This is a genomic window from Flavobacterium pectinovorum (assembly GCF_900142715.1).
GTDB lineage: Bacteria > Bacteroidota > Bacteroidia > Flavobacteriales > Flavobacteriaceae > Flavobacterium > Flavobacterium pectinovorum.
Map to the genome: position 1 here is coordinate 529,518 of NZ_FRBX01000004.1, position 25,178 is coordinate 554,695.

At 33.4% G+C, this 25,178-nt stretch carries 23 protein-coding genes and 1 tRNA gene; 8 read left to right on the top strand and 16 right to left on the bottom strand.

The window, feature by feature from the left end; translation table 11 throughout:
- Positions 1-235 precede the first annotated feature (235 nt).
- Positions 236-688, top strand: coding sequence for a DUF4442 domain-containing protein (locus BUE22_RS16100; RefSeq protein WP_042567250.1), 453 nt, complete (start codon positions 236-238; stop codon positions 686-688).
- Positions 689-833: 145 nt separating this feature from the next.
- On the opposite strand, the gene BUE22_RS23750 is transcribed toward BUE22_RS16100, so the two are convergent.
- The 4 genes from BUE22_RS23750 to BUE22_RS16120 all read right to left on the bottom strand — a co-directional run bounded on the left by BUE22_RS23750 (position 834) and on the right by BUE22_RS16120 (position 6,458).
- Complete coding sequence (locus BUE22_RS23750; protein WP_159438484.1) at positions 834-989, bottom strand: hypothetical protein; 156 nt, start codon at positions 987-989, stop codon at positions 834-836.
- 38 nt (positions 990-1,027) lie between these two features.
- Complete coding sequence (locus tag BUE22_RS16110; protein ID WP_073396419.1) at positions 1,028-1,585, bottom strand: hypothetical protein; 558 nt, start codon at positions 1,583-1,585, stop codon at positions 1,028-1,030.
- Between the two features lie 90 nt (positions 1,586-1,675).
- Positions 1,676-3,913, bottom strand: a complete 2,238-nt coding sequence (locus BUE22_RS16115) for a multicopper oxidase family protein (RefSeq protein WP_073396420.1) — start codon at positions 3,911-3,913, stop codon at positions 1,676-1,678.
- A 10-nt stretch (positions 3,914-3,923) separates the two neighbouring features.
- On the bottom strand, positions 3,924-6,458 hold the full coding sequence (locus BUE22_RS16120; RefSeq protein WP_073396421.1) for a heavy metal translocating P-type ATPase: 2,535 nt from the start codon (positions 6,456-6,458) through the stop codon (positions 3,924-3,926).
- 414 nt (positions 6,459-6,872) lie between these two features.
- Between BUE22_RS16120 and BUE22_RS16125 the strand changes: the two genes are divergently transcribed.
- Positions 6,873-7,103, top strand: a complete 231-nt coding sequence (locus BUE22_RS16125; RefSeq protein ID WP_073396429.1) for a DUF2683 family protein — start codon at positions 6,873-6,875, stop codon at positions 7,101-7,103.
- Positions 7,104-7,321: 218 nt separating this feature from the next.
- On the opposite strand, the gene BUE22_RS16135 is transcribed toward BUE22_RS16125, so the two are convergent.
- The 4 genes from BUE22_RS16135 to BUE22_RS16150 all read right to left on the bottom strand — a co-directional run bounded on the left by BUE22_RS16135 (position 7,322) and on the right by BUE22_RS16150 (position 9,868).
- Positions 7,322-7,882, bottom strand: a complete 561-nt coding sequence (locus BUE22_RS16135) for an AraC family transcriptional regulator (protein WP_073396432.1) — start codon at positions 7,880-7,882, stop codon at positions 7,322-7,324.
- Positions 7,883-7,884: 2 nt separating this feature from the next.
- Positions 7,885-8,412 (bottom strand): DUF3347 domain-containing protein, encoded by a 528-nt coding sequence (locus tag BUE22_RS16140; protein ID WP_073396433.1) that lies wholly within the window; start codon positions 8,410-8,412, stop codon positions 7,885-7,887.
- Positions 8,413-8,576: 164 nt separating this feature from the next.
- Entirely contained in the window at positions 8,577-8,996 is a 420-nt protein-coding gene (locus BUE22_RS16145) for a hypothetical protein (protein ID WP_243396758.1), read from the bottom strand.
- A 38-nt stretch (positions 8,997-9,034) separates the two neighbouring features.
- The gene (locus BUE22_RS16150; RefSeq protein ID WP_073396435.1) at positions 9,035-9,868 is read right to left on the bottom strand and encodes an AraC family transcriptional regulator; all 834 of its coding nucleotides are present in this window, start codon (positions 9,866-9,868) and stop codon (positions 9,035-9,037) included.
- A gap of 102 nt (positions 9,869-9,970) precedes the next feature.
- Here BUE22_RS16150 and BUE22_RS16155 point away from each other — a divergent pair, with 102 nt between their 5' ends.
- From BUE22_RS16155 to BUE22_RS16170, 4 genes are all read left to right on the top strand, one after another.
- Positions 9,971-11,137: an MFS transporter gene (locus tag BUE22_RS16155; protein WP_073396436.1), complete on the top strand. Its 1,167-nt coding sequence runs from the start codon at positions 9,971-9,973 to the stop codon at positions 11,135-11,137.
- A 649-nt stretch (positions 11,138-11,786) separates the two neighbouring features.
- The gene (locus BUE22_RS16160) at positions 11,787-14,930 is read left to right on the top strand and encodes a SusC/RagA family TonB-linked outer membrane protein (protein ID WP_244152488.1); all 3,144 of its coding nucleotides are present in this window, start codon (positions 11,787-11,789) and stop codon (positions 14,928-14,930) included.
- A 20-nt stretch (positions 14,931-14,950) separates the two neighbouring features.
- Positions 14,951-16,741 carry a RagB/SusD family nutrient uptake outer membrane protein gene (locus BUE22_RS16165; protein WP_073396440.1) on the top strand — a complete coding sequence of 597 codons (1,791 nt, stop codon included), beginning with the start codon at positions 14,951-14,953 and terminating at the stop codon, positions 16,739-16,741.
- A 38-nt stretch (positions 16,742-16,779) separates the two neighbouring features.
- A complete protein-coding gene (locus tag BUE22_RS16170) occupies positions 16,780-18,357 on the top strand; it encodes a DUF5123 domain-containing protein (RefSeq protein ID WP_244152489.1) in 1,578 nt (525 codons plus the stop codon).
- Between the two features lie 109 nt (positions 18,358-18,466).
- Here the strand turns inward: BUE22_RS16170 and BUE22_RS16175 are convergent, their stop codons facing one another.
- The 4 genes from BUE22_RS16175 to BUE22_RS16190 all read right to left on the bottom strand — a co-directional run bounded on the left by BUE22_RS16175 (position 18,467) and on the right by BUE22_RS16190 (position 20,843).
- On the bottom strand, positions 18,467-19,039 hold the full coding sequence (locus tag BUE22_RS16175) for a pentapeptide repeat-containing protein (protein ID WP_073396445.1): 573 nt from the start codon (positions 19,037-19,039) through the stop codon (positions 18,467-18,469).
- A 42-nt stretch (positions 19,040-19,081) separates the two neighbouring features.
- Complete coding sequence (locus BUE22_RS16180; RefSeq protein ID WP_042567263.1) at positions 19,082-19,282, bottom strand: hypothetical protein; 201 nt, start codon at positions 19,280-19,282, stop codon at positions 19,082-19,084.
- Positions 19,283-19,353: 71 nt separating this feature from the next.
- Positions 19,354-20,274, bottom strand: coding sequence for a helix-turn-helix domain-containing protein (locus tag BUE22_RS16185; protein ID WP_073396447.1), 921 nt, complete (start codon positions 20,272-20,274; stop codon positions 19,354-19,356).
- Entirely contained in the window at positions 20,271-20,843 is a 573-nt protein-coding gene (locus BUE22_RS16190; protein ID WP_042567265.1) for a DUF6642 family protein, read from the bottom strand. Before BUE22_RS16190 ends, BUE22_RS16185 begins: the two co-directional genes overlap by 4 nt.
- Before the next feature lie 292 nt (positions 20,844-21,135).
- On the opposite strand from BUE22_RS16190, the gene BUE22_RS16195 reads away from it, so the two are divergent.
- Together BUE22_RS16195 and BUE22_RS16200 are read left to right on the top strand one after the other, a co-directional pair.
- Entirely contained in the window at positions 21,136-22,395 is a 1,260-nt protein-coding gene (locus BUE22_RS16195; RefSeq protein ID WP_073396454.1) for a putative DNA modification/repair radical SAM protein, read from the top strand.
- 5 nt (positions 22,396-22,400) lie between these two features.
- Complete coding sequence (locus tag BUE22_RS16200) at positions 22,401-23,180, top strand: TIGR03915 family putative DNA repair protein (protein ID WP_073396455.1); 780 nt, start codon at positions 22,401-22,403, stop codon at positions 23,178-23,180.
- Positions 23,181-23,250: 70 nt separating this feature from the next.
- On the opposite strand, the gene map is transcribed toward BUE22_RS16200, so the two are convergent.
- The 4 genes from map to BUE22_RS16220 form a co-directional block, all read right to left on the bottom strand.
- On the bottom strand, positions 23,251-24,015 hold the full coding sequence (map, locus tag BUE22_RS16205) for a type I methionyl aminopeptidase (protein ID WP_073396456.1): 765 nt from the start codon (positions 24,013-24,015) through the stop codon (positions 23,251-23,253).
- Positions 24,016-24,039: 24 nt separating this feature from the next.
- Positions 24,040-24,402, bottom strand: coding sequence for a nuclear transport factor 2 family protein (locus BUE22_RS16210; RefSeq protein WP_073396457.1), 363 nt, complete (start codon positions 24,400-24,402; stop codon positions 24,040-24,042).
- 141 nt (positions 24,403-24,543) lie between these two features.
- Positions 24,544-24,801: a hypothetical protein gene (locus BUE22_RS16215; RefSeq protein WP_042567270.1), complete on the bottom strand. Its 258-nt coding sequence runs from the start codon at positions 24,799-24,801 to the stop codon at positions 24,544-24,546.
- A gap of 182 nt (positions 24,802-24,983) precedes the next feature.
- Positions 24,984-25,057 (bottom strand) — tRNA-Met (locus tag BUE22_RS16220).
- Between the last annotated feature and the right edge of the window lie 121 nt (positions 25,058-25,178).

Consider the following 25,178-nt stretch of genomic DNA (forward strand, 5'->3'; position numbering starts at 1 on the left):
CCATGATTAAAAGCATATAGTAATTTCTTATACAAATATATGGCTAAAAGACAGTATCTTGTTTTACATAGTACCAAATATTAACAAAATATTAACAAAGTTGATATTTTATTTAACACAAAAACGTACTGAAAATCAGTGTTAATACTTGATTTTACTGAGGTTGTTGGAAAGTTTTAACCATTTATTGTGCGTGCATAGTTTTTTTGTATTTTTACATAAAAAAATAAATCACATGGCAATTTCAGTTTCTAAACTCAACAAATTTGTATTTTTCAAATTACCGTCGGCGTATATTTGCGGTGTACGTGTTAAAGCTATCGATGATAAAACTTGTATAGTAAGCGTAAAACACCGTTGGATAAATCAAAATCCGTTTAATTCAATGTATTTTGCCGTGCAGGCAATGGCAGCAGAGTTAACAACCGGAGCTTTGGTAATTTCACAAATTCAACAAAGCGGAAAAAAAATCTCAATGTTAGTGGCTAATAATAAAGGTAACTTTACTAAAAAAGCAACTGGAAGAATCACTTTTGTTTGTAACGACGGACATTTAATTGCCGATGCCATAAAAAAAACTATTGAAACAGGTGAGGGGCAAACTTTCTGGATGAAATCTATAGGAACTGATGAAAAAGGAGTTCAGGTTTCTGAAATGGATTTTGAATGGAGTATTAGAGTAAAATAGTCTTTTGCCACAGATTTCACAGATTGAAATGATTTTTTTATTGATTTCAAAATAGAAATCTTTTTAATCCTTTAATCTGTGGCAAAAAGGAACCATAAAAAAAAGACCTCAATTTGAGGTCTTTTTTGTTGAAATAGAATTTCGATTATTTTTTTGCGCAACACGCTTTTTTATCTTTTGCTGTTTTTTTGCAGCAAGATTCTTTTTTTGCTGTTTCTTTTTTAGGAGCTGGTTTTGTTTCTTGTGCCTGCGCGCTAATTGTAAATAAAGCTATTGCTAAAAGGGTAAATACTTTTTTCATTTTTATTCTTTTTAATTGTTTGTATGATGTATTATAATTTAATTTTCTGAGTAGAATTGAGAAACCCATTCGTCAAATTCAGCTTTATAGGTTTCTTGTGCTTCTGACAAAATTGCTTCTGTTTCTTCTATTGGATCGAGATTGAAATTTTCTTTGAGCCATACTTTATATTCAGGCAAATTTTCGCTTTCTTCATAATCGTCTTCATCTTTATAAAAATAAGCTTCTTCGTGATCTACAGAAATCTCATTGTCAAAAGTTAGCAATTGCATAAATTCAAAGATGTTTTTTGCTACGATATGATAACCGCCTTCATCACCAAAAACAACTACTGGCAGTTCGTTTAAAGATTTGCCTGAGTCGTTATTCCATAAAACATACATCGAGCCAGATCCGTTTGCCTGTGCAAAAGGCATTAGTTTATCTAAAAAAGCAGGATCTTCTGACCAGGTCGAAATTCCGGATTTATCATCTTCATATAATCCAAAACCCTGGGAGTAATTTTCGAATCCGAGTTCATCGTTTATTTCAAAGAATAAAGTTAATTCGTGAGTAATTTGATTGTTGAAATTCTTTTTGAAGTCTTCTAATGTCATAGTTGTTAGTTTTTTTAGCCACAGATTAAAGAATTTAAAAGATTAAGAAAATCTGAGTTAGTCTTTTAATCTTTGGCTAATATAAAAAAATTAATAATTCAAATTAACTCCAAAACCAATTCCCATATCGCTATCATAATGTGTCGTAATTCCAAAATTTCTGGCGACAATATATTTCAAACCTGCCATATATTCTTTATCTGTATTCCACATTAAGTTCATTCTCAAACGTCTGGAAAGCGGAATGTCTTTTCTTTCAAATTGTAGTCTCACATTCCCATCGGTATAAACCTCTACTTGTGCTTTTACAAGCATTGGTAAAGTATATTCCATACCGGCACTAAAAACAGAGCGATTGTCTTTTGTATTACTTTGCCCGAAAAGATTTTGTTCCTGTTCGTCCATTCCCATTTTTCGATAGCGCCAGTCAAAACCTATAAAAGGCATAAACCATTGCATTTTACCTATATAACGTCCAATATGGGTTTCGGTTTCATAACCGTGTTTGTCATTATAACCCAATCGCCATTCTGTTCCAATGCTCCAGCGGGTGTTGCTGTACATGGCTTCACCGTCGTTTCCGTTTGAAGCAAAATCATTTTCTGCCATAAAATGAAACATCCTGTCGTCCATTTTTAACATTTTGTACGCCATTTCAGGATGATGAATCAACGGATTTGGCGCTGAATTTTCATAACTAAAAATACGTCCCATCCCAGCCATCATGTGATATAAAATATGACAGTGAAAAAACCAGTCGCCATCAGCATTTGCCTGAAATTCTATCGTGTCAGTTTCCATCGGCATAATATCAATCACATTTTTTAGCGGAGAATATTCGCCATGTTCGTTCAGAATTCTAAAATCATGACCGTGTAAATGCATTGGGTGACGCATCATCGATCCGTTGTACAATACGATCCGAACGTTTTCGCCTTTTTTAATTAATATTTTATCCGTTTCAGAAATCACTTTATTATCTAAACTCCAAACATAACGATTCATATTTCCTGACAATTCAAAACGCAATTCTTTTACAGGCGCATCTTTTGGAAGTGTTGTTTTTGTTGGAGATTTCAGCATTCCGTAATTTAATGTTACAATTTCAGAAGTTTCAGTAGAATCGTTTGCCATTTCCATGCCCTCCATATTATGCATAGAATGATCTTCTTTTTTTGCTGATTCCTCTTCACCGGAAATTTCAGGATACATTACGGCATTCATGTCCATTTTATTAAGTGACATGTTCATACCCATATCATTCATTTCGCCATTCATCTTCATCATATCGTTCATCATCTTCATTCCTTCAAAATATTTTAATTTCGGAAGATGAGCAACAGGTTGTTTAGTGCCTTCGCCTAAAAATAAAGATGCAGATCCGGTTCTGTCTTCGGCTGTAGCCAAAAAAGCAAAAGACTTTTTATCTTCAGGAATTGTAACCACAACATCATAGGTTTCAGAAACCGCAATAATCAATCGGTCAACTTCTACAGGTTCAACATCGTTTCCGTCGCTGGCCACAACGGTTATTTTTCCGCCGCCATAAATAAGCCAGAAATAACTTGAGGCGCCACCGTTTGTAATTCGCAATCTTACTTTTTCGCCTGCTTTAAATTGTGATAGCTGATCTTCATTTTTTCCATTAATTAAAAACTTCTCATAATAAACATCACTTACATCCATCGCGTTCATGCGTTTCCATTCGTTAGTAATTTTTGTGGAAAATTGTCCTTTTTGGATCGCTTCAGAATAACTTTGCGTTGTTCCTTTTTTTATCGCAAACCAGTCGTTTGCATTGTGCAGCATTCGTTGAACATTCTCCGGTTTCAAATCTGTCCATTCACTTAAAATAACCGGAATAGTTGGTAAATCGTCAATGCCTTTTCTAAAAGTAGCATCGTCTTTCTTTTTGTTGATGATAAAAAGTCCGTATAGACCAATTTGTTCCTGCAAACCAGAATGACTGTGATACCAATAGGTTCCGTTCTGGATAATTGGGAAAGTATATTTGTGGGTTGTCCCTGGTTTTATAGGCATTTGTGTTAAATACGGAACTCCGTCTTCTTTATTAGGAAGAAATAATCCATGCCAATGCAGCGCCGTATCTTCCTTTTTTAAATCATTATGAACATAAATTTCTGCGATATCTCCTTCTGTAAAAGTCAATGTTGGCATCGGAATTTGTCCGTTTACGGTAAGGGCGCGCTTTTCTTTTCCGGAAAAATTTACAATTGTATCCCGAACGTGTAAATCGTAACGAACTACTTTTTGTGCTTTTGCATTAAAAGCAATCAGAAAGACAATCAAAAAGGTATATAGTCTCATATTGATTTTTTTAAAGATTTAGATTTCGCAATCGCAAAGCATTCACAATAACCGAAACTGAACTCAAACTCATGGCTAAAGCAGCCAACATTGGAGAAAGCAAAATCCCGAATACAGGATATAAAATTCCTGCTGCAATTGGTACACCTAATACATTATATATAAAAGCAAAAAATAGATTCTGTTTGATGTTTTTCATTACAGCATGACTTAGCTTTTTAGCTTTTACGATTCCGTTTAAGTCTCCTTTTACGAGTGTTATTTTGGCACTTTCAATAGCAACATCAGTTCCTGTTCCCATTGCGATTCCAATATTTGCCTGCGCCAAAGCCGGAGCGTCGTTGATTCCGTCGCCGGCCATTGCTACAATTTTACCTTCGGCTTGCAAACGCTGAATTTCTTTTAGTTTATCTTCTGGCAAGCAATCTGCTTTAAATGAACTTAAGTGTAAATTTTCAGCGACAGCTTTTGCCGTATTATTATTGTCGCCTGTCATCATAATAACTTCAACGCCCTGATCTATCAAATCTTTAATAGCTTTTACACTGTTTTCTTTAATGGCATCTGTAATCGTTACATAACCAGCAACAGCTTTATTTATAGATATATAAGAAACTGTTTTGCCTAAGTTTTGCTCTGCAATAATTCTGTTTTCAATATCTTCAGCAATAGATGCATTAACCTGAATCATTAGTTTTTTGTTTCCTAAAGCGACTTTAGAGTTATTTACAGTTCCAATAACTCCTTTTCCGGCAACGGTTTCAAAATCCGGAACTTCAAGTAAAGTTAGATTTTTCGCTTTTACAAAATTTACGACGGCCTGCGCCAAAGGATGCTCGCTGTTTTGATTTAGCGAAGCAATACTTTGCAATAATTCATTTTCATTATTATTAATGGAGTAGATTTTTTCTACAGATGGCTTTCCTTCGGTAATAGTTCCGGTTTTATCGGTAATCAGAACATCAATTTTATTCATGTTTTCGAGTGCTTCAGCATTTTTTATCAGGATACCAAATTGCGCTCCTTTGCCTACACCAACCATAACCGACATTGGAGTTGCTAAACCTAAAGCACAAGGACAGGCAATTATTAAAACGGCAATGGCATTTATTAATCCATATATATAGGAAGGTTCAGGACCGAATTTTGCCCATAAAACAAAAGTCAAAACAGAAATAGCGACAACAGTTGGAACAAAATATTTAGCCACTCGATCTGCCAGTTTCTGTATTGGCGCTCTGGATCGACTCGCATCATTTACCATTTGAATAATCTGAGAAAGCAAAGTTTCTGAGCCTACTTTTTCGGCAATCATTACAAACGATTTTGTTCCGTTTATAGTTCCTGCAATTACAGGATCTCCCACTTTTTTATCAACCGGAATCGGTTCGCCGGTAATCATGGCTTCATCTATATTGCTTTCGCCGCTAGTAATTTTTCCGTCAACGGGAATTTTTTCTCCTGGTTTTACGCGTAATAAATCTCCTTTTTTAATGTTATGAATGGAGATTACTTTATCATTTCCGTTTTCGACCAAAGTGGCTTCGGTTGGTGCTAATTTCAACAATTCTTTTATAGCGCCGTTGGTTTGTCCATGTGCTCTGGCTTCTAGCAGTTGTCCCAATAAAACTAAAGTGATAATTACCGTTGCAGCTTCAAAATATAGGTGAATAGTTCCGTGATGCGATTTGAATTCAGTTGGAAAAATATCTGGAAAGAACATTCCGGCGATACTAAATAAAAATGCGACACTTGTTCCAATTCCAATTAGCGTAAACATGTTTAGATTCCATGTAACAATTGATTTATAAGCACGAACAAAAAACATCCATCCGGCATAAAATAAAACCGGAATTGAAAATAGAAACTGAGCCCAATTCCAGTTTTCTATAGACATTAGTTTATAAAGAGGGTTATTGGGAATCATTTCTGACATTGAAATAATAAAGATGGGAAGCGTAAATAAAATCGCAATCTTCATTTTCTTTACTAAATCAGTATAGGTTTTGTTTTCTTCATTTTCAGAAACCTGCATAGGAACTAGATCCATTCCGCAAATCGGGCAATCGCCAGGTTCGTCCGAAACAATTTCGGGATGCATCGGGCAGGTAAATTGTGTCGCATTTATGGCAACTTGCGGCACTAAATCCATTCCGCAAACGGGGCAATCTCCCGACTTATCATACGTTTTATCGCCTTCACAATGCATCGGACAATAAAAAACTCCCGTTGTATTGTGATTGTGAGTTGTTTCTTTTTTATGATGATGTCCTTTATGTTCCTCTTTTTTGTGACCTGAACAACAAGATTTTACGGTAGGTTCTGAGTCATTTTTTGGAGAATTCATCTCAATGGTATACTTTCCGGCTTCCGTTAAAACTTCTTGAAATTTCTCAGTCGGAACATGTTTTTCCATTGTAATAGTCGCCAATGGAGGATTTAAAGTTACTTCAGCCTGAATTCCTTCTACGGCGTTTAAAGTTTTTTCAACTTTCTTGCGACAGCCATCACACGACATTCCTGAAATTATATATTGATGAGTCATTGTTTTATCTTTTAAAGTATTACAATGCAAATTTCTGAAGTAAGGTTTACTTCATGTTGTATAATTTTGAGAATGATTTGTAAGATTTACAAAAGGGTATTTAATCGCAAAAAGCGCAAAGTTTATTTAATATACAAGGTTTTATAAAAATGCATCCCAAAGCCTCGGATGTAAAGCTTTACCTAAAATAACTTTGCGAATCTTTAGAAAATATAGCCAATGGTTTCAACCATTGGAACGCAACGAATTTATCCCGATATACGCCCCAATGGTTGAAACCATTGGCTATGTTTGTCATCTTTGCGAACTTTGCGTAAATCTTTGCGCCCTTTGTGTTTAAAAACTCACAAATTCTCGATACAATTCAAATGGTTTGATTTATTTGTATCTTTGTAATAATAAAATTACAAAATTATGACAACTATAACTATAAACGAACGAACAAAAGCAGGCAAGACATTGCTTGAACTTGCAAAGTTGTTAGCTGTTACAAATAAAGGAGTGAAAATAGAGGAAGAAGAAAGTCCATATAATCCTGAATTTGTAGCAAAGATTAAGAAAAGTTATGATGATTATAACACTGGAAAATCAAAAAGTATAACACTTGATCCAAATGATATATGGGGAAGTTTAGGGTTGAAATAATTCCAGAAGCAAAGATAAATTAACTATTGTTGATTTCTGCAATGGGACATTGTTAAGATAAATAAAAAAACGTGCTAATGATTTAGCACGTTTTTTTTTGTAAATATAGCGTAAGGTCTTAACCTTGGCAGCATATCGTAATAAATTCGTTGCGCCCCAATGGTTGAAACCATTGGCTATGTTTACCATCTTGCGTAAAACTTCGAGGTTAAAAACAATTACAAATTCTCAATCTGTATTCGTTTTTTATCTTTCGATTGTTTAAAATGTGTAGGCGTAAAACCTGTAATTTTCTTGAATTGATTGCTTAAATGTGCGACATTGCTATAGTTTAAAATATCCGCGATTTCACTTAACGAAAGTTCATTATAAACAAGTAATTCCTTTACTTTCTCAATTTTCTGACTGATAAAATATTTTTCGATCGTTGTGTTTTCGATTTCTGAAAAAAGATTACTCAATGAATTATAATCCTGGTTGAGGTTTTTAGACAAATAATCAGATAAATTGATTTTGAGATCATTGTTTTTGTGATGAACCAAATCAACAATCAAATTTTTTATTTTCTCGACGGTTTTACTTTTTTTATCATCTATTAAATCAAAACCTAAATCCTGAAGATTTTTAAGTAAAACTTCTTTTTGACTGTCTGTAATAGAATCTTTCAGTTCAACTTCGCCCAATTCAACAGAAATAGTCTGAAGTCCGAGTTTTTCAAGCTCAGACTCCACGACCATTTTACAGCGAGCACACACCATATTTTTGATGTAAAGCTTCATATTTATTTGATTGTTTCAACGACGTTTCCACAAGTCAACATCGAAGAACCGTAATACGGATTCTTAACTGCTTTTTCTTTGCTTAACCAATCAGCATCGGCCATTGGGCAATATTGTTTGTAAACAACTTCAGTAGATTTTGAAACCTTAATTAGTTCGTAAGTGTTTTTTGAAAGCGATTTAAAAGTCTCACGTTGTTTTTTAAGATCTGTCGTAGCCGAAATACTTTTAGCATCTGCAGTTAGTTTTTTCATAACTTTCATCCACGCAGTATGTTCGTCGCTTTTTAATTTGTCCATTTTTACAGCAGAAATAGCAGTTAATAAAGCTGCGGCTTTCGCCGAAGTTAATTTACTGTCACTTTTTATAAGGGCATCTTTTACTGTAAAATAAGCATTATAAACAGTTTGTAACTGACTTGAATCTACATCTTCTGTTGTAGTTTCTATTTTTATTGTAGTTGCCTGAATATTATTTGTATTAAATAATAAAGCAATTATGGCGATTATAGTTGAAATTGATTTTTTCATTTTTATGTAATTTTAGTAGAGAATATAAATCTTCTCTAAGTTCAATAAATATTTTTTTTGTTGAAAGTATTGCCTCGCTGAGCCGTAGAAACACAAAGTTTAATATTCTTAGTGCCTTAGCGCCTTTGTGGCAAAGCTCCCAATTATGGCTGTCACAAATACAATTATCCTATTTTTGGCGGTTGCCAAATAGAAGTAAAGCCGTCGGAAAGACTACTGTTTTTATAATAAGGAATTGTCTTTTTAAAAGAGAAATTAAATAGATTACTGTTGAATTCGAATTCATTTATAGCAATCAAACTAAATTGTAATCCAGAAGTAGTGCAACCAGAATGATCACATTTTCCGCTACAGCCGTGTTGGTCTTTTTTTGAATCATAACTTTTTTTGCAACAATCTTTTTGGCAAGAGTCAGCAGTTTCTTTTTTAGAAATTGCTTTCTTTTCACAAGAGGTTGTTTCGGAAGTTTTTCCACAAGCATACCCCATGTTTGACATCAAAAAGAAGCCAAGCGTTAGAACAAGAGATAATATGTGGATTTTTTTTGCCAATGAAAATGCTTTTAGAATTACAAATTTAGCCATTTTTTTTAAGAGCGACTACTTATTTAAGATTTCCAATTTTATGTTTTCTTGAAATCTGTAGGTTTCATGTTTTTTCGTTTTTTAAAATAATTCGACAGATGGCTTTCATCGGTAAAACCAAATTCATACGCAATTTGTTTTATTGGCAATTGATTGTTATGGATTCGTTTTTCGATTAAGGTAGTTCTCAAATTATGAATATAATCGCGATAACTTATACTAAAAGTTCTTTTGAAGTAGGCACTAAAATAAGTTTCAGCGATATTAAAATGACTGGCAATTATTTTTATCTGAACTAGTTTTGGCTGATAAATATTTTGATGAATATAGGAAGTGATTTGCTCGTTATCAATAGAATTTCCCTTAACAACAAGATTCAAACCACGCATAGTTTCTTTGATTAATCCAAAAATCGAAAGAATCTGGTAAAATACAATAGGGGAGGTCGAAACATCGGTTTTGCAATTGTAAGCAGCAATGTTTTCAATCGTATTTTTTAATATTGTTTTGCAGGGATCATCTAATTTAAGAACTGTTTCTTTTAGTGTTTTGTCACGCATGAAACTTTCCGGAGTATGAATTAAGAATTCATCGCAAGTAAGATTCTGTTTCGAATTGAAATAATTATCTGTAAACTTAATATAAAAGAAACGAGTGCTTTTTTTGATATCAAAATAATGCTCATCTTCTGGCGAAATTACAAACAAATCTCCAGATTTGTATGGTAATAAGTTGTTGTTCAGATGATGAACCCCGCTTCCTTTTTTTATATAAATAATTTCATAATAAGTATGCGTGTGTGGCGGAAGGTGAAATTTTTCATCTTCAAATTCATCAATAACCAGGGTTTTAAATTGATTTAGGATTGGCATAACTTAAATTTACAAGTTTATATCGCAAATGTACAACTTATTTTAATCTGTATAGTGGTAAATTTGCTCCATAGAAAATTTATTCCTTTCTTGTAAAAACAAATGAAAAAAAGTCTTATTGCACTCTCATTGGGAGGCTTAACTATTGGGATAACCGAATTTGTGATGATGGGTTTATTGCCGGACATCGCCTTAGATATGAAAGTTTCGATTCCCGTTGCAGGATATTTAATTTCGTCTTATGCTTTAGGTGTTGTTATTGGTGCACCATTATTGGTAATCCTTGGACGAAATTTTGCTCCAAAAAAAATGCTTTTAATTTTAGCTTTAATGCTAACAGTATTTAATGCGCTTTCTATTATTGCGCCAACTTATAATTTTTTGTTTGCTTCCCGATTTCTTTCCGGATTGCCACATGGCGCTTTTTTTGGAGTAGGAGCGGTAGTTGCAAGCCGTTTGGCAGATAAAGGAAAAGAAGCTCAGGCAATTGCGATTATGTTTTCTGGTTTAACATTGGCTAACTTAATTGGTGTTCCTATTGGTACTTATATAGGGCATCATTTCATTTGGCGTTATACTTTTGTACTAATTGCTGTTGTAGGTTTACTTACCTTTTTGTTTATTTATTTGTGGATGCCAAACTTAGAGAAAAGTAATACTGTGAATATGAAAACACAATTAAAGTTTTTCCAGCAAATAGATGCATGGTTGATTATCGGAATCACGGCAATTGGTTTTGGAGGATTGTTTGCCTGGATCAGTTACATCGCACCTTTGCTAACGAATGTTTCTAAGTTTTCACCAGAAGATGTTTCTTATATCTTGATTTTGGCTGGGTTCGGAATGGTGGTAGGAAACTTTGCGGGCGGTAAGCTGGCCGATAAATTTTCTCCGGCACCAACAACATTGGCTTTATTGTTTGTAATGTCTGTTGATTTGATTTTAGTTTATTTTTTCTCTTTTAATCAATATGCTTCTTTGTTTCTAACATTTTTAACGGGAGCTATTTCTTTTTCAGTTATTGCACCCATTCAAATGTTGATGATTAGAACGGCCAAAGATGCCGAAATGATTGCTTCGGCTTCATTGCAGGGAAGTTTTAATATAGGAAATGCACTAGGAGCTTTTCTTGGCGGATTGCCTCTTGTGGCTGGATATAGTTACGCATCTCCAAATCTTATAGGTGTCGGAATGTCTATTATTGGTATGATTATTACCGTTATTTTAATACAACGTCGAAAAACTTCGGTACAGCTGCAAAGCGCTTAAATAAAATATTTATTCTAAATCGAACCCTTGAACATTTATGTTCAAGGGTTTTTTTATGACTTTTAAGTTAATTTTTTTAACGTTTGTTGATGATTTTCCAAATCCCGGGAACTTATGTGGTTTGGGTTAAGTATTATTTTATTTGTTAAATTTTTGCAAGAGTAACTTCTTTTAAAATTATTTTAAGTGTGATTTTTACACCTGATAATTTTATAATTTTTCTTCATGTAATCGATTGTTTTTTTAGTAAAAAGACATCAAATAGGTTATTAATAAAAATATATTTAATATTTATTATTAGCATAAATTACACATGTCATAGAAAAAATAACTTTATTTTTTGATATGTAATTTTTTTTGGGAAATTTTTATGATTTTTAATTTTTTATCTAAAAAAAATATCTATGTTTGTGTAATCGATTACATGAAGTTTTTTAATGTGAAAAGACTTCTTTTTTCAATAATAAAGAAATCGTTGTAGTTGTAAGTACTAAAGCTTCCAAAGAATTATAGAAAAATATAGAAAAAACAAAAAACCACTAAAAACTAGACTAATTAATAACTTAAACACAAAACCATGAATTTTAAAGATTTATTTAATAAAAAAACAAAATGCTGTCTAGTATTAGTTTTCTTATTAGGCTTATTTATGAGCAATCAAATAAGTGCGCAGAATGTTACGCTTGAAGGTACTGTAAAAGATGCTTCGGGTATGGGGCTTCCCGGCGTTAACGTGTTGGAAAAAGGAACCAAGAATGGTACTTCTACAGATTTTGATGGTCGTTATAAACTTAAACTAACAAATGCGAAGGCAATTCTTAATTTCTCTTTTATAGGATTTAAAACCAAAGAAGTCCCGACAGAAGGAAAAACGAAGCTTGATATTTCATTGGCTGAAGATTCTAATAACTTAAATGAAGTTGTAGTAATTGGATATGGAACGTCAAAGAAATCTGATTTGACCGGTGCTGTTGCTACATTTTCCGGAAATGAGATGCGAAAAATTCCAGTTCCCAACGTTGCAGAAGCTTTAACAGGACGTATAGCGGGAGTTCAGGTAACTTCTTCTGAAGGTTCGCCAGATTCAAATGTTCAGATTAGAATTCGTGGAAACGGTTCTTTAACACAAGATGCATCTCCTTTGTATATAGTAGATGGATTTCCGGTAAATAACATTAATGATATTTCATCTTCTGATATTGATACGATGACCATATTAAAAGATGCTTCATCAACAGCAATCTACGGTTCCAGAGGTGCTTATGGAGTTGTTATTGTCACTACAAAAAAAGGTAAAGATGGTAAGATTTCCGTAAACTATAATATGTTTTACGGTATGAAAAAAATAGCCAATACCATTGGTGTTACCTCTCCGGAAGATTATGTTAAGTGGCAGTATGAGTATGCTTCACTTAAGGATAATACTGATTTAAGCTCTTATGAGAAATATTTTGGTTCATGGAATGATTATGATATGTACAAAGGCATGAAAGGCAATAATTGGCAAAGACAAGTTTTTGGACGCACGGGTGAAGTTCAGAGCCGTGACTTATCAATTCGTGGTGGTTCTGATAAAATGAATTATAATTTTAACTATGCTCATTATGATGAAAAAGCGATTATGCTGGGTTCAGATTTTAATAGAAATAACTTATCACTTGCTTTAAATAGTAAAGCTTCTGATAAAGTAGATCTTTCATTTACAGTACGTTATTCAGACACGGAAATTAATGGTGGAGGGATGAATGAACAAAATGAGGTTTCGTCTGCAGACTCTCGTTTAAAAAATGTTGTAGGTTATGCTCCTATTCCGGTTCCGGGTTTAACAACAGATGATACAGATGAAGCAGTTTCTGAAAATCTAACACATCCTTTTGTGGCTATTTATGATACCGATCGCCAGCAATTCAGAAAAAACTATAATTTGTTAGGTAGTTTTTCATGGAAACTTACTTCAGATTTGGTGTTTAAAACAGAATTAGGTCTTGATAACTACAATTATTTAGACTATCGTTATTACGGGCGTTCAACTTATTATGTAAAAAATAATCCTGCGGCAGAAAGACAAGGCATGCCAGCTATGATATTAGGAGATAGAAAAGACACTCGTTTTAGAAATGCAAATACACTTAACTATGATCTTAAAAAAATAGTTGGAGAAAATCATAGTTTAAAATTCCTTTTAGGTGAAGAGTCTATAGACTATCAAAGAAATGATGTGAATACTGCACTTCATGGTTATCCTTTATCTTTTGGTTTAGATCAGGCAAAAAAACTGACAACTCAGGGAACACCGGTTTCGGTTGATAATTTCTATTTTCCGGATGATAAATTGCTCTCTTTCTTTGGTCGTGTGAATTATGATTATAAAGATCGCTATCTTTTTACGGCTACTTATCGTGCAGATGGTTCAAGTAAATTTTTAGGAGATAATAAATGGGGGTTTTTTCCGGCAGCAGCAGCAGCATGGAAAATTTCAGGAGAAGAATTTATGAAAAATGCTTCATGGGTTAATTTGCTAAAACTAAGAGTAAGTTACGGTGAGGCTGGTAATAATAACATACCGACAGGACAAATGGTTCAAAGTTTCATATCTTCTACTTCTACATGGATTAATGGCGTTGATAATTTCTGGGCAGCTTCTAAAACAATGGCTAATCCGGATTTAAAATGGGAAACGACAGTAACACAAAACATAGGTTTAGATTTTGATTTATTCAAAAATCGTGTTACAGGATCTGTTGAGGTGTATAAAAATATCACGAAAGATTTATTAATAAACTTTCCAATTGCAGGAGGAGGATATGATTATCAATACAGAAATATGGGCGAGGTGCAAAACAGTGGTGTTGAGGCAACTTTAAATCTAAATCTTATTGAAAGAAGTAAGTATGGAGTAAGCATCTCTTTTAATGCTGGATTTAATACCAATAAAATTAATTCGCTAGGCGTAATGAGTAATTTCGGAGCGAGTTCAGGATGGGCTTCTACAGCTATTGGAAATGACTTCTTAGTAAATGCGGGAGAGCCTATTGGACTTATGTACGGATATAAAAGTGATGGACGTTATGAGGTGTCTGATTTTGACTATAACGGAGGAACTTATACTTTAAAAACCGGAGTGCCAGACGGTACAACTATTGTTGGAACCATGAAACCGGGCGCAATGAAATTAAAAGATATTGACGGCGATGGTAAAGTAAATGCAAATGATTTAACTGTTATTGGAAATGCAAATCCAAAAAGTACCGGAGGCTTTGTGTTGAATGCTAATGCTTACGGATTTGATCTTTCTGCGGCTTTTAACTATAGTATTGGAAATGATGTTTATAATGCAAACAAAATTGAATTTTCTACTTCGGTTCCAAATGGACAATACAGAAATTTAAATTCTGAAATGGCTGATGGAAAAAGATGGACAAACCTTGATCCTGCTTCAGGACAATTAGTAACAGACCCTGATGGTTTGGCTGCCTTAAATGCCAATACATCAATGTGGTCACCTTATATGCCACGTTATGTTTTTAGTGACTGGGCTGTTGAAGACGGGTCTTTCTTGAGACTTAATACTTTGAGTTTAGGTTATACAACACCAAATGATTTAACTTCTGCTTTAGGAATTTCCAAATTGAGATTTTATTTTACAGCCAGTAATGTTTTTGTTTGGACTAAATACACAGGTCCCGATCCTGAATCTTCAACAAGAAGAAATTCACCGCTTACTCCTGGAGTTGATTATTCAGCTTATCCAAGAAGCAGACAGTTGATATTTGGTTTAAACCTTAATTTTTAATTCAGTAAAACTTTCACAAGATGAAACATAAAATATTAATAGCAGGAATTATTCTAGCAAGTATATTTACTTCCTGCTCAGATGATTATTTAGATGCTCCGGCAGAATCAACATTAGACGAATCAGTTATTTTTTCTAGTCCGGGATTAGCAGAAGGCGCAATTGACGGAATTAAAATTCCGTTTGCAGAAACCAACTCTTACAGAGGGCGTTTTCTTCCTTTTTACGGTTTAAATACCGATGTGGAATGGTACAATTCTTCTCAAACAGTAAGTGATGCTTCAGATTTATGTACTTATGATGCACAAAAGAATAATTCTCAAATGAACACAACAAACAATGCCTGGGCAATGATGTATTCAGGAATTGAGCGTGCTAATATTTGTATTCGTGGTTTACGTACTTACGGTAATCCAACAGCAGGATCTGAGCTGGGTTATTTATTGGGAGAAGCTTTGACATTAAGAGCAATTTATTATGCTGATTTGATAAAAGCATGGGGAGATGTACCTGCGAGATTTGAACCCGTGAACAATGCAACACTTTATATTGAAAAAACAAGTAGAGATGTGATTTACAAACAGCTTCTTGCAGATTTAGGAGAAGCGGCAACATTAGTTCCGTGGCCGGGTGAAACTGCAGCAACAACAAGTGTTGAAAGAATTAATAAAGCTTTCGTAAAAGGTTTTCGTGCACGATTGGCAATGGTAGCAAGTGGTTACCAGCAATATCCTGATGGTGTAAGAAGAAGTTCAGATCCTGAACTATCGGTTCCTAATATGTATGCATTGGCATTAGCAGAATGTCGTTCTGTAATTTCAAGCGGATCAGCACATTTAGAGACTTCTTTTGAAACATTTTGGAGAAAATACAATCAGGAATACATAGTTGCGGGTGGAGAATCTCTTTGGGAACTTCCATTTTCAGAAGGTAGAGGCCGTATGTTATTTACATTTGCAGTGCGTCACACTACAAACGATCAATTTCATGCAAATGGAGCAAATCGTGGAGGAACTGCAGGACCACTTCCTTTTGTTTTTTACGATTATGATCAGGCAGATACTCGTAGAGATGTTACTTGTGTGCCTTATAAATATGGTACAGCTGTAAATAACATTGCAAAACAGGAACTTGGAGCTTTAAATACTTGGTATTTTGGAAAATATCGTTACGAATGGATGACACGTTTTGTTACTTCAACAAATGATGATGGTGTAAATAAAATTTATATGCGTTATGCCGAGGTACTTTTAATTGCAGCAGAAGCAGCCAATGAAATAGAAGGGCCATCTGCAGCAGCACCATATTTAAAAGAAATACGCAGAAGAGCTTTCCCGGCAGCAGTTCACGCTGATAAAGTTGAAAGTTATGTAGATGCTTTAACAGGAAAAGCTGAAATGTTTAATGCTCTTGTTGAAGAGAATAAATATGAGTTTACAGGAGAAATGGAACGTAAACAGGCTCTTATTCGTTGGAATTTGCTAAAAGCAAAATTAGATGAAGCCAAAGTAAAAATGACAAACTTATCTCAACATACAGGGGAATATTCTGATGTACCGGCTACTTTATATTTTAAATATAAATCCGATAATGTAAGTTTAGATATATATGGTTTAAATCGAGGAGAAGTTGTTAAGCCAAGCGCAGATTACACAGATTTTGAATGGACATGGACAGGTACAGCAACCGATACTAAGATAAATACGCTTTACAAAGCTGGTGTTAATCCTGATAACAGACAATTTTGGCCAATATGGCAAGTGTTTATTGATGGAAGTAATGGTAAATTGGTTAATGATTACAATTATTAATCTCAACAATTATTAATTAATTATAAGACATCATGTTTATGAAAACAAAATATATATTTAAAGGATTAATAATGTCATTATTGCTCACAATTGCAGTTTCAGGCTGTGATAGTTATAATGAAGCAGTAATAGAAAATCTCAATGTGAGCAAAGAGTTTTCTCCTATTGAACTTACAGCAAAGGTTAAAAATCAAACTACGGTTGAACTTAACTGGAGTCTAAAACAAGACCAGGTTGTTGACAATTATGTTGTTGAATTTAGTGCAGACGATCCTGAATTTAAAACAATTTTTAAAACAATAAATGTTACACAAGATCAGTTGCCTGTTCAGGTTGCATTAGAGGGTGAAACCGTATATTCAATTAGGGTAAAAGCATTGAGTACATCAGGATTAGATGACTCTGCGTGGTCTGTTGTTACAGCAACAACGTTATCAGAGCAAATTTTCTTCCCTATTCAGGAAACTGATATTGAAGGAACATCTGTTACTGTAAGATGGACGCCTAATAGCAATGTAACACAAATTAGTGTTGCTCCTGGAGGTATTACACACACAATAACTGCTGAAGAAAAAATTGCAGGAGTTGCTATCGTAACAGGACTTAGTGGAGACACATCCTACACGGCTACATTGCTAAATGGACTTAAAACAAGAGGTACGCTAACATTTACCACAGGCGTTGATGTAAGTACAGGTACTGTAGTTAACCCTGGAGATAATTTAAATTTATTAATTACACAAGCGGCAGCAGGTGCAAAACTGTATCTAATGCCAGGAGATTATAATGCTTATATTGGTGATATCATATTAACCAAACCAATTACAATTAGAGGGGTAAAACGCTATGACAAGCCATTAGTAAATGTAACTTTTACAGCAGCGGCAGGAGCATCCTCTTTAAGTTTAATTGATTTAGATTTGGATGGAACCGGAATTAATAATTCTGCTCTTATTACAGTTTCAGGCGCTTCGAGTACATATGATGATATTTTAATAAGCGGCTGTAAGGTTCATGATTACACACGTGCATTAATTTCTGCGAATGCTCTCTTAACAAAAGTAAGATCATTTACTGTAGACAATAGTATTGTTAGAAATGTAAATACAAATGTAGGTGCAGATTTAATTGATTTCAGAGCTACTTATATTGCGGATATTATTCTTAAAAACAGCACTTTTGACAATTGCTCGACCAGTCGTGATTTTGTTAGAGTTGACGCTGTTGCACCGGCTAATAGTGGTTTCTCAGGAACCGGTTTAACAACAAATGTATTAATTGATCACTGTACCTTGTATAAAGTATCTAATACAGCAGCACCAAAAAGAATATTATACCTTCGTTTTAATGACAATGCGTCAATAGTACGAAATACTTTGATTACTGAGACAACTGCAATTTATACAAATCAGTCTACTACAAAAGAGCCGACATTTGCTAAAAATTACTATTACAATGCAGCAAGTTTTATGGATGGATCAATTAATTTAAATAAAGTTGATGCTGGCGGAATTGTAGCCGATCCACAATTTACAAATGCTGCAAATGGTGATTTTACAATTGGTAATCAAACTTTAAAAGATAATGCAATTGGAGATCCGCGTTGGATTAAATAATTCATTTTTTCATATTCTAGTTAAAAGGGATGCAATATTTTGCATCCCTTTTTTTATAAAACAAGAAAAGAAATCTGCTCAAATCTGCAAAATCTGCGTGAAACAAACCCTACTCAATATCCAAATCAAATTTCTCTAATAATCCTGCAAGCGCAGTATGAGAAACTTTGGTTCCTTTAATTTTGTTTTCAGATGGATCAAAAGCATAATTTCTTGAAGATCGAAAATCAGCTTTCTCCAAAATACATTCCACGAAAGTGGCATTAGAAAGATCACAGTTTTTAAAAATAGCCAGAGACAAATCTGTATTCGAGAAATCAACATCTTTTAAAGAGCAATCAATAAACTGGGTTTTCTTTAATTTTTTATAAATGAAAGTCGAATAATCAAGCATGCAATCTTCAAAATTCATCGAAAATAAAAAACTGTTACTCGAACTAAAATCCAAACCCATTAATTTACAGCCAATAAATTTGATGTTTTTTAAACCTGTATTTTTAAGGACTGCCAATGAAAGATTACAGTTTTTAAAAGTACAATCTAAAAAATCAATATAACTGAAATCACTTTTAGAGAAATTGCAATTGATGAATTCACAGTTTATAAATTCGTTGTCGGATAATTTTTGATCAGAATAATCAATAGTGTCGAATGTTTTGTTTTGATGTAATGCAGTTTCCATAGAAATAAATTAAGGTTGGGAAAGAAGAGGAGTGTGTGGTTTTTATTCTAATTCGATACAATCAAAAATATCGTTTTTAAGAATTGATTCGGATATTTCTGTCTCACTGTCGATTCTTAAAATATTATCACAATCTTCCAGGTCAAAATTCCATAATGCATAAGGTAATAATTTGTGAAGTATTGCAGTTGCTGATTCTAATTTGGATTTTGAATCAACAGTTGTTTTAAAAACATAAATCATAATTTGCTCTTTTTTACAAGGCAAATTTCAATAAATCAACAGTAACTTTACTAGGATTTCGTAATCAATAATTAGGACTTATCAATCAATTTCCGGTATTGTATAGGAGTAATGCCTTCGTGTTTTTTAAAGAATCTGCTAAAGTAAGAATGATCCTCATGTCCTACTTGTAAAGCAATTTCGCTTACCGAAAAAGTAGTTTGAAAGAGTAAATATTTAGCTTCTAATAAAATGGTTTCTTCAATCCATTTGGCTGCAGATTGACCAGTTACAAATTTTACAGATTTATTTAAATGATTAGGTGTAACATTTAGTAATGAAGCGTAATAATTAACCTGATGATGTGTTTTGATATTATTGTGAATTAACTCTTTGAATTTGGATGAAAGAACTTCGGCAGCAGAAATACTCTTAAAAGTTTGTACACTGTTTTTATTCATTTCATAAAACAATGCAATTAAATAGGACTGTACAATATTTAGATTTGCAGTTTGGGTTCCTAAATATTCTTGCTGCAACCGACTTAAAATTGCTATAATGGATTTTACGTCTTCTTCTGCTAAACTAATTTTTGGGTTTCCTGATATTTTTAAAAAATCAAAATCATTGATCATTTCTCGATTGCCATATTTTCCAATTAAAATATCAGGATGAAATTGGCAAATATAGCCGGTATGTGTGCTGTTTACATTTTCTATTGAAAAAATCTGACCCGCAGGAACCATAATAATTTCATTAGAAACAGTTTGATATTCTTTATAACCCACTTTCATTACATGTGTGCCGGAAGTAACAAATAGCAAAGTATGACAACTGTGTTTAGAGGGTGGAACAGGAAATTGTAACTGCATCATTTCTTCCATCTTTAAACAAAAAAAATGATCAGAGTTTGATTTGAAAAGTAAATGCATTGGATTTTCTTCGCCAAGAAATTTTTCACGAAATCCCTTTGCTTCATATGTTTTTACTTTTTCGTCCGGCTTTATTTTCATTGTTTAAAATAGTACAATCTAAAATCAAGCAATTGGCAAAGTGCATGATGTTTTTGGTATAATTCTTCAACCACTTCAATAAGATCCTCGTTGTCCTGATATAAACTAAAAAAAGCTTTGTCAATAGTACTGCAGCTCGCAATTTTATTATAAGTTGATCCATAACCGGAAATGGCGCGTGCACCGGTTACATCCAGAAAATATTGGGCTTCTTCTTCGCTTAAATCTAATATTTTTTTATTGGCAAAATGAATGACTTTTCCTTTCATTTTTCCTTCAAAAAGTTCGGCTATTTCTTCAAGGCTATAATAATAATCATGAAGGCATATATTGTTTTCCTGCCCTGGCATAACCAGATAAATAATTTCATAATCCTTAAAATTATGATCTTCATAAAGCAATACATTCAAACTTTCTTCTAAACCTTCAATCGTGTCACAGGTTTTGTAAATGCTTGCAATTCCCTGGTCAAGGGCAATTTCTTCCAGATTTTTGACCACATCTGTAGTTCTAATTTCATCTACATCAGGAACACCCTCGAGGCAGAAAATAAATTTCTCAGTATCCATGCAACAATCTTTTCCGGTTGGTAATACGTGATTAAAGGATCACTTTGTTTTCGTTTTGACAAATGTATTTTTTATTGTGGAAAAAATGTTATATCACGACGGTTTTAACGCATTTTTTTTTGAAATTTTAGAGTAAAGAAGATCTAAAAGTTTTTAAAAATCTTTCAGCTTCAAAATAAAAATGCAAGATAATTTTGATACAATTTAGAACAATAAAAATTATAAAATTGTAACGATCTATAACTAATTTTGATCGAAACAAATTTATTTCCAATCAAATACAAAAGTCAAAATGGTAAACGAGAGAGTGATGGAGAAGCTGGGAATATTGGCAGATGCTGCAAAATATGACGTTTCATGTTCTTCGGCTTTAAGCAATCGAAAAAATAAGGATAAAGGATTAGGAGATGCAAAAGGTTATGGTATTTGCCATTCTTATACAGAAGACGGGCGTTGCGTTTCGTTGCTGAAAATCTTACTGACCAATCATTGCATTTTTGACTGTGCTTATTGTGTAAGCCGAAAAAGCAACGACATTAAAAGGGCAGCTTTTACTGTTGATGAGGTGGTTGACCTTACGATAGGTTTTTACAGAAGAAATTATATTGAAGGGCTTTTTTTGAGTTCCGGTATTTTTGATAATGCAGATTATACCATGCAACGTTTGGTTAGGATTGCGAAAAAATTGCGATTAGAACAAAACTTCAACGGTTATATACATCTTAAAGCGATTCCCGGAGCCAGTGATGAATTGCTCAAAGAAGCCGGAATGTATGCAGATCGCTTAAGTGTAAATGTTGAAATGCCAACAGAGCAAAGTTTAAAATTACTTGCTCCGGATAAAAACCACAAAGACGTGATTCAACCAATGGAATATCTTAAAAATGAAATTGTTGGTTATAAAGAAGAGAAAAAACTAAACTATAAAGCACCACTTTTTGCGCCCGCAGGTCAAAGTACACAAATGGTGATTGGTGCAACAAAAGAAAATGATCTGGAGATTCTGGGCATGGCAGATTATTTTTATCAAAAGATGAATATGAAGCGTGTGTATTATTCCGGATATGTTCCAATAAGTAACGATAATAGGCTTCCGGCTATTGGTACACCAGTTCCTATTATTCGAGAAAACCGTTTGTATCAGGCCGATTGGTTAATTCGATATTATGGATTTAACGTTAATGAAATTGTTGGGTTAAATCAGCCCAATCTTGATCTTGACATAGATCCCAAACTAGGATGGGCATTGCGAAATCTGCATCAATTTCCGGTTGATATTAATACTGCCGATATAGAACTTATTAAACGCATTCCGGGAATTGGTTATTTGGGCGCGCAGAAAATTGTTGCCGCCAGAAAATTTAAGAAACTAGTTCCTCATGATTTACAAAAATTTGGTATTGCTTATAGTAGGTCACAGTATTTCTTGGCTTTTGCCACACCGTTTCAGATGCAGAAGGATTTAACTTCAATTCAAATCAAGGATAAGATTTTAAATATCCAGAAGAGTAAATATAAAAATGATTTTTCTAACCAACTTGCCTTATTTTAATCAAAATGATACTGGTAATTTACGATGGAACTTATGAAGGATGGCTAACAGCCGTATTTGAGATTTATGAATATAAATTGGAAGATACTGTTTTTAGTAAAAACGGCGCTTGTGATGCTCTGTTATTTTCATCCAACCATGTTGTGATAACAGATTTTAAAAAGGCAAATCGTGTTTTAAACGGACTCAAACAACGCCTTTCAGCAGATGGATTTTCAAGTTTTCATAAAGCATTTTTGTCTGAAGTAAATCATATAGAACAGACCATGTTTCAGTTTGCTCAATATATTTTTTCGACCACAAAAAATGTAGAAGAGGATTTTAGTAATGCTGCAGTTTGGGATATACGAAAGGCAACCCGACTCACCGGAAAAGAAGCGCATAGGATGGAAGCATTTGTGCGTTTTAAATTAACCAAAGACCAGCTTTATTATGCTATAATCGAACCCGAATGTGATGTATTGCATCTTATAGAAAATCATTTTAAAAATCGCTATGCAGATCAGCGCTGGTTAATTTATGATGCAAAGCGTAAATATGGAGTTTATTATGATCTTGAAAACCTTTCGACCGTAGAGTTAGAATTTAATCAGGGGCCGGTTTCTTCTAAATTTTTAACTGAAATATGCGACGAACAAGAAGAGTTTTTTCAGAATCTTTGGAAACGTTATTTTAGTAGTGTAAATATTGAGTCAAGAAAAAATATGAAACTGCATATTCAACATATGCCAAAACGATATTGGAGAAATCTGATAGAGAAAATTCCCCCAATTAATAAAAAATAGTTTTAACAACAAAGCCTTAATGATTCATTAAGGCTTTGTTATTTTTAGAATATTAGATTAATATTTTTTTTTAATTCCATATATCATTCATCTCGGTCAGTACAATAGGCTTGCCGTCAGTAACGACAATGGTATGTTCGTGCTGCGCCATAAAACCGCCTTTATTGCCAACCATTGTCCAGCCATCCTGCAAAGTTTCGGCATATGTTGAGGTTGTCGAAATAAAAGTTTCAATTGCAACTACCGAATTTTTCCTGAATCTTGTTAGGTTAAATCGATCTCTGTAATTCGCTATTTCATGTGGTTCTTCATGAAGACCTCTTCCAATTCCGTGGCCGGTTAAATTTTTAATGACCTTGTATCCTTTTTTCTTAGCTTCAGTTTCGATTAAAAAACCAATATCAGAAATGCGAACTCCACCCTTTATATTATAAATTGCTTTATGTAGAATTTGTTTTGAAGCTTCAATCAATTTTTGGTGCTCGTTTACATCTGTTCCAATAACAAATGAACCTCCATTATCAGACCAGAAACCATCAAGTTCTGCAGAAACATCAATATTAATTAAATCACCTTCATTAAGAATTCTTTTATCAGACGGAATGCCGTGACAAAATTCATTGTTTACACTTATACATGTCCATCCCGGAAAACCATAAGTCAGGTATGGAGCTGATTTTGCGCCTAAGTCATTCAGAATTTGTCCGCCATAGTTGTCTAATTCCTTTGTAGACATACCTGGTTTGGCAAAATTTCTCATTTCTTTCAAAGTAAAAGCAACAGCTTCACTTGCCTTTTTCATTCCAATTAATTCTGATTCTTGTTTTATAGACATGTTTTTTATTTTAGGAATTCAATATTAATTATTTTCTACCAATTCAATATCCATCGTTTTTATTAATCCGTCTTGAAAAGTATAAATGTGTTTTACCATTCCGTCAAAGATTAAACCGCCTTGCAAATCTTTTACGTTTTGATGCACCTTAACTTCTAAGCTTCCATTTTCTCTTTCATCAAAGCCAACAGGTTCTACTTTTGGGTTTATTTCCATCCATTGTCTTGTCCAGTATTCTTTAATTTCATTGTGGCCACTTATATAACCGCCTTCCCAGGCTTTTGACCATTGTACATCTTTTTGCATTGTCGACAATGCGTTTTCAATGTTTCTGTCATTAAAAGCGGTATATGCTTTATGTATCGTATTCTCAAGTTGATTTACCATTATTGTTTTGAATTAAATTAGTAGAAATTTTAATCAAATTTAATTTTGCTATTCCCGAACTCCTGATTTTTACTAAAAAAGAGATGTTCGTTTGCATTATGGCTAATATAAAACTAATTTATTAAAGAGTGAATTGTTTATCTATTTCTCTTCTTCTAAATTGTCAACAGCAGAAATTTGATCCAATATATTGGTTTGATTGGGTGAAATGTAATTTTTGACTTCACTTGTATTTTCTTTCTTAAAAAGAATATCCAGCGCGTTGTATAGTTTTAATAAAACATCCTTGTCTTCTTTTGCAATTTCTAAGGCAGTATTGAAATTAAAAACATAATTATTCGAATTGCGTACCTCTACTTTTATTGTTTTAGATGTGATTTTAAATTTAACTATGTCCATATTTACAACGTATTAACTTTTTCGACTTTTTCTAACATGCCATTAAAAAGTATTAAAGGTATTTAATTATTTAGAGATATAACTTAATTATTTAAAGTTCCTTGCTGTAATTTTTGATGCAAAGAGGAATTAATTTCAATAAAAAAACCCTAATCAATTGATGATTAGGGTTTTGTTTTTTGTAGCGAGGACGGGAGTTGAACCCGTGACCTCAGGGTTATGAATCCTGCGCTCTAACCAACTGAGCTACCTCGCCAAGATTGCAAGTGAACCGTGTTCCTCATTGCGGGTGCAAATATAAAAATTTTATTAGAGCTTACAAGCATAAAATGAAGAAAAAAAAATATTTTTAAAAACGCATTGTTTTTGGACATATA

Coding starts and splice junctions, on each gene's coding strand:
- BUE22_RS16100 (WP_042567250.1), top strand. CDS start 236: ATGGCAATTTCAGTTTCTAAACTCAACAAATTTGTATTTTTCAAATTA.
- BUE22_RS23750 (WP_159438484.1), bottom strand. CDS start 989: ATGAAAAAAGTATTTACCCTTTTAGCAATAGCTTTATTTACAATTAGC.
- BUE22_RS16110 (WP_073396419.1), bottom strand. CDS start 1,585: ATGACATTAGAAGACTTCAAAAAGAATTTCAACAATCAAATTACTCAC.
- BUE22_RS16115 (WP_073396420.1), bottom strand. CDS start 3,913: ATGAGACTATATACCTTTTTGATTGTCTTTCTGATTGCTTTTAATGCA.
- BUE22_RS16120 (WP_073396421.1), bottom strand. CDS start 6,458: ATGACTCATCAATATATAATTTCAGGAATGTCGTGTGATGGCTGTCGC.
- BUE22_RS16125 (WP_073396429.1), top strand. CDS start 6,873: ATGACAACTATAACTATAAACGAACGAACAAAAGCAGGCAAGACATTG.
- BUE22_RS16135 (WP_073396432.1), bottom strand. CDS start 7,882: ATGAAGCTTTACATCAAAAATATGGTGTGTGCTCGCTGTAAAATGGTC.
- BUE22_RS16140 (WP_073396433.1), bottom strand. CDS start 8,412: ATGAAAAAATCAATTTCAACTATAATCGCCATAATTGCTTTATTATTT.
- BUE22_RS16145 (WP_243396758.1), bottom strand. CDS start 8,996: ATGGCTAAATTTGTAATTCTAAAAGCATTTTCATTGGCAAAAAAAATC.
- BUE22_RS16150 (WP_073396435.1), bottom strand. CDS start 9,868: ATGCCAATCCTAAATCAATTTAAAACCCTGGTTATTGATGAATTTGAA.
- BUE22_RS16155 (WP_073396436.1), top strand. CDS start 9,971: ATGAAAAAAAGTCTTATTGCACTCTCATTGGGAGGCTTAACTATTGGG.
- BUE22_RS16160 (WP_244152488.1), top strand. CDS start 11,787: ATGAGCAATCAAATAAGTGCGCAGAATGTTACGCTTGAAGGTACTGTA.
- BUE22_RS16165 (WP_073396440.1), top strand. CDS start 14,951: ATGAAACATAAAATATTAATAGCAGGAATTATTCTAGCAAGTATATTT.
- BUE22_RS16170 (WP_244152489.1), top strand. CDS start 16,780: ATGAAAACAAAATATATATTTAAAGGATTAATAATGTCATTATTGCTC.
- BUE22_RS16175 (WP_073396445.1), bottom strand. CDS start 19,039: ATGGAAACTGCATTACATCAAAACAAAACATTCGACACTATTGATTAT.
- BUE22_RS16180 (WP_042567263.1), bottom strand. CDS start 19,282: ATGATTTATGTTTTTAAAACAACTGTTGATTCAAAATCCAAATTAGAA.
- BUE22_RS16185 (WP_073396447.1), bottom strand. CDS start 20,274: ATGAAAATAAAGCCGGACGAAAAAGTAAAAACATATGAAGCAAAGGGA.
- BUE22_RS16190 (WP_042567265.1), bottom strand. CDS start 20,843: ATGGATACTGAGAAATTTATTTTCTGCCTCGAGGGTGTTCCTGATGTA.
- BUE22_RS16195 (WP_073396454.1), top strand. CDS start 21,136: ATGGTAAACGAGAGAGTGATGGAGAAGCTGGGAATATTGGCAGATGCT.
- BUE22_RS16200 (WP_073396455.1), top strand. CDS start 22,401: ATGATACTGGTAATTTACGATGGAACTTATGAAGGATGGCTAACAGCC.
- map (WP_073396456.1), bottom strand. CDS start 24,015: ATGTCTATAAAACAAGAATCAGAATTAATTGGAATGAAAAAGGCAAGT.
- BUE22_RS16210 (WP_073396457.1), bottom strand. CDS start 24,402: ATGGTAAATCAACTTGAGAATACGATACATAAAGCATATACCGCTTTT.
- BUE22_RS16215 (WP_042567270.1), bottom strand. CDS start 24,801: ATGGACATAGTTAAATTTAAAATCACATCTAAAACAATAAAAGTAGAG.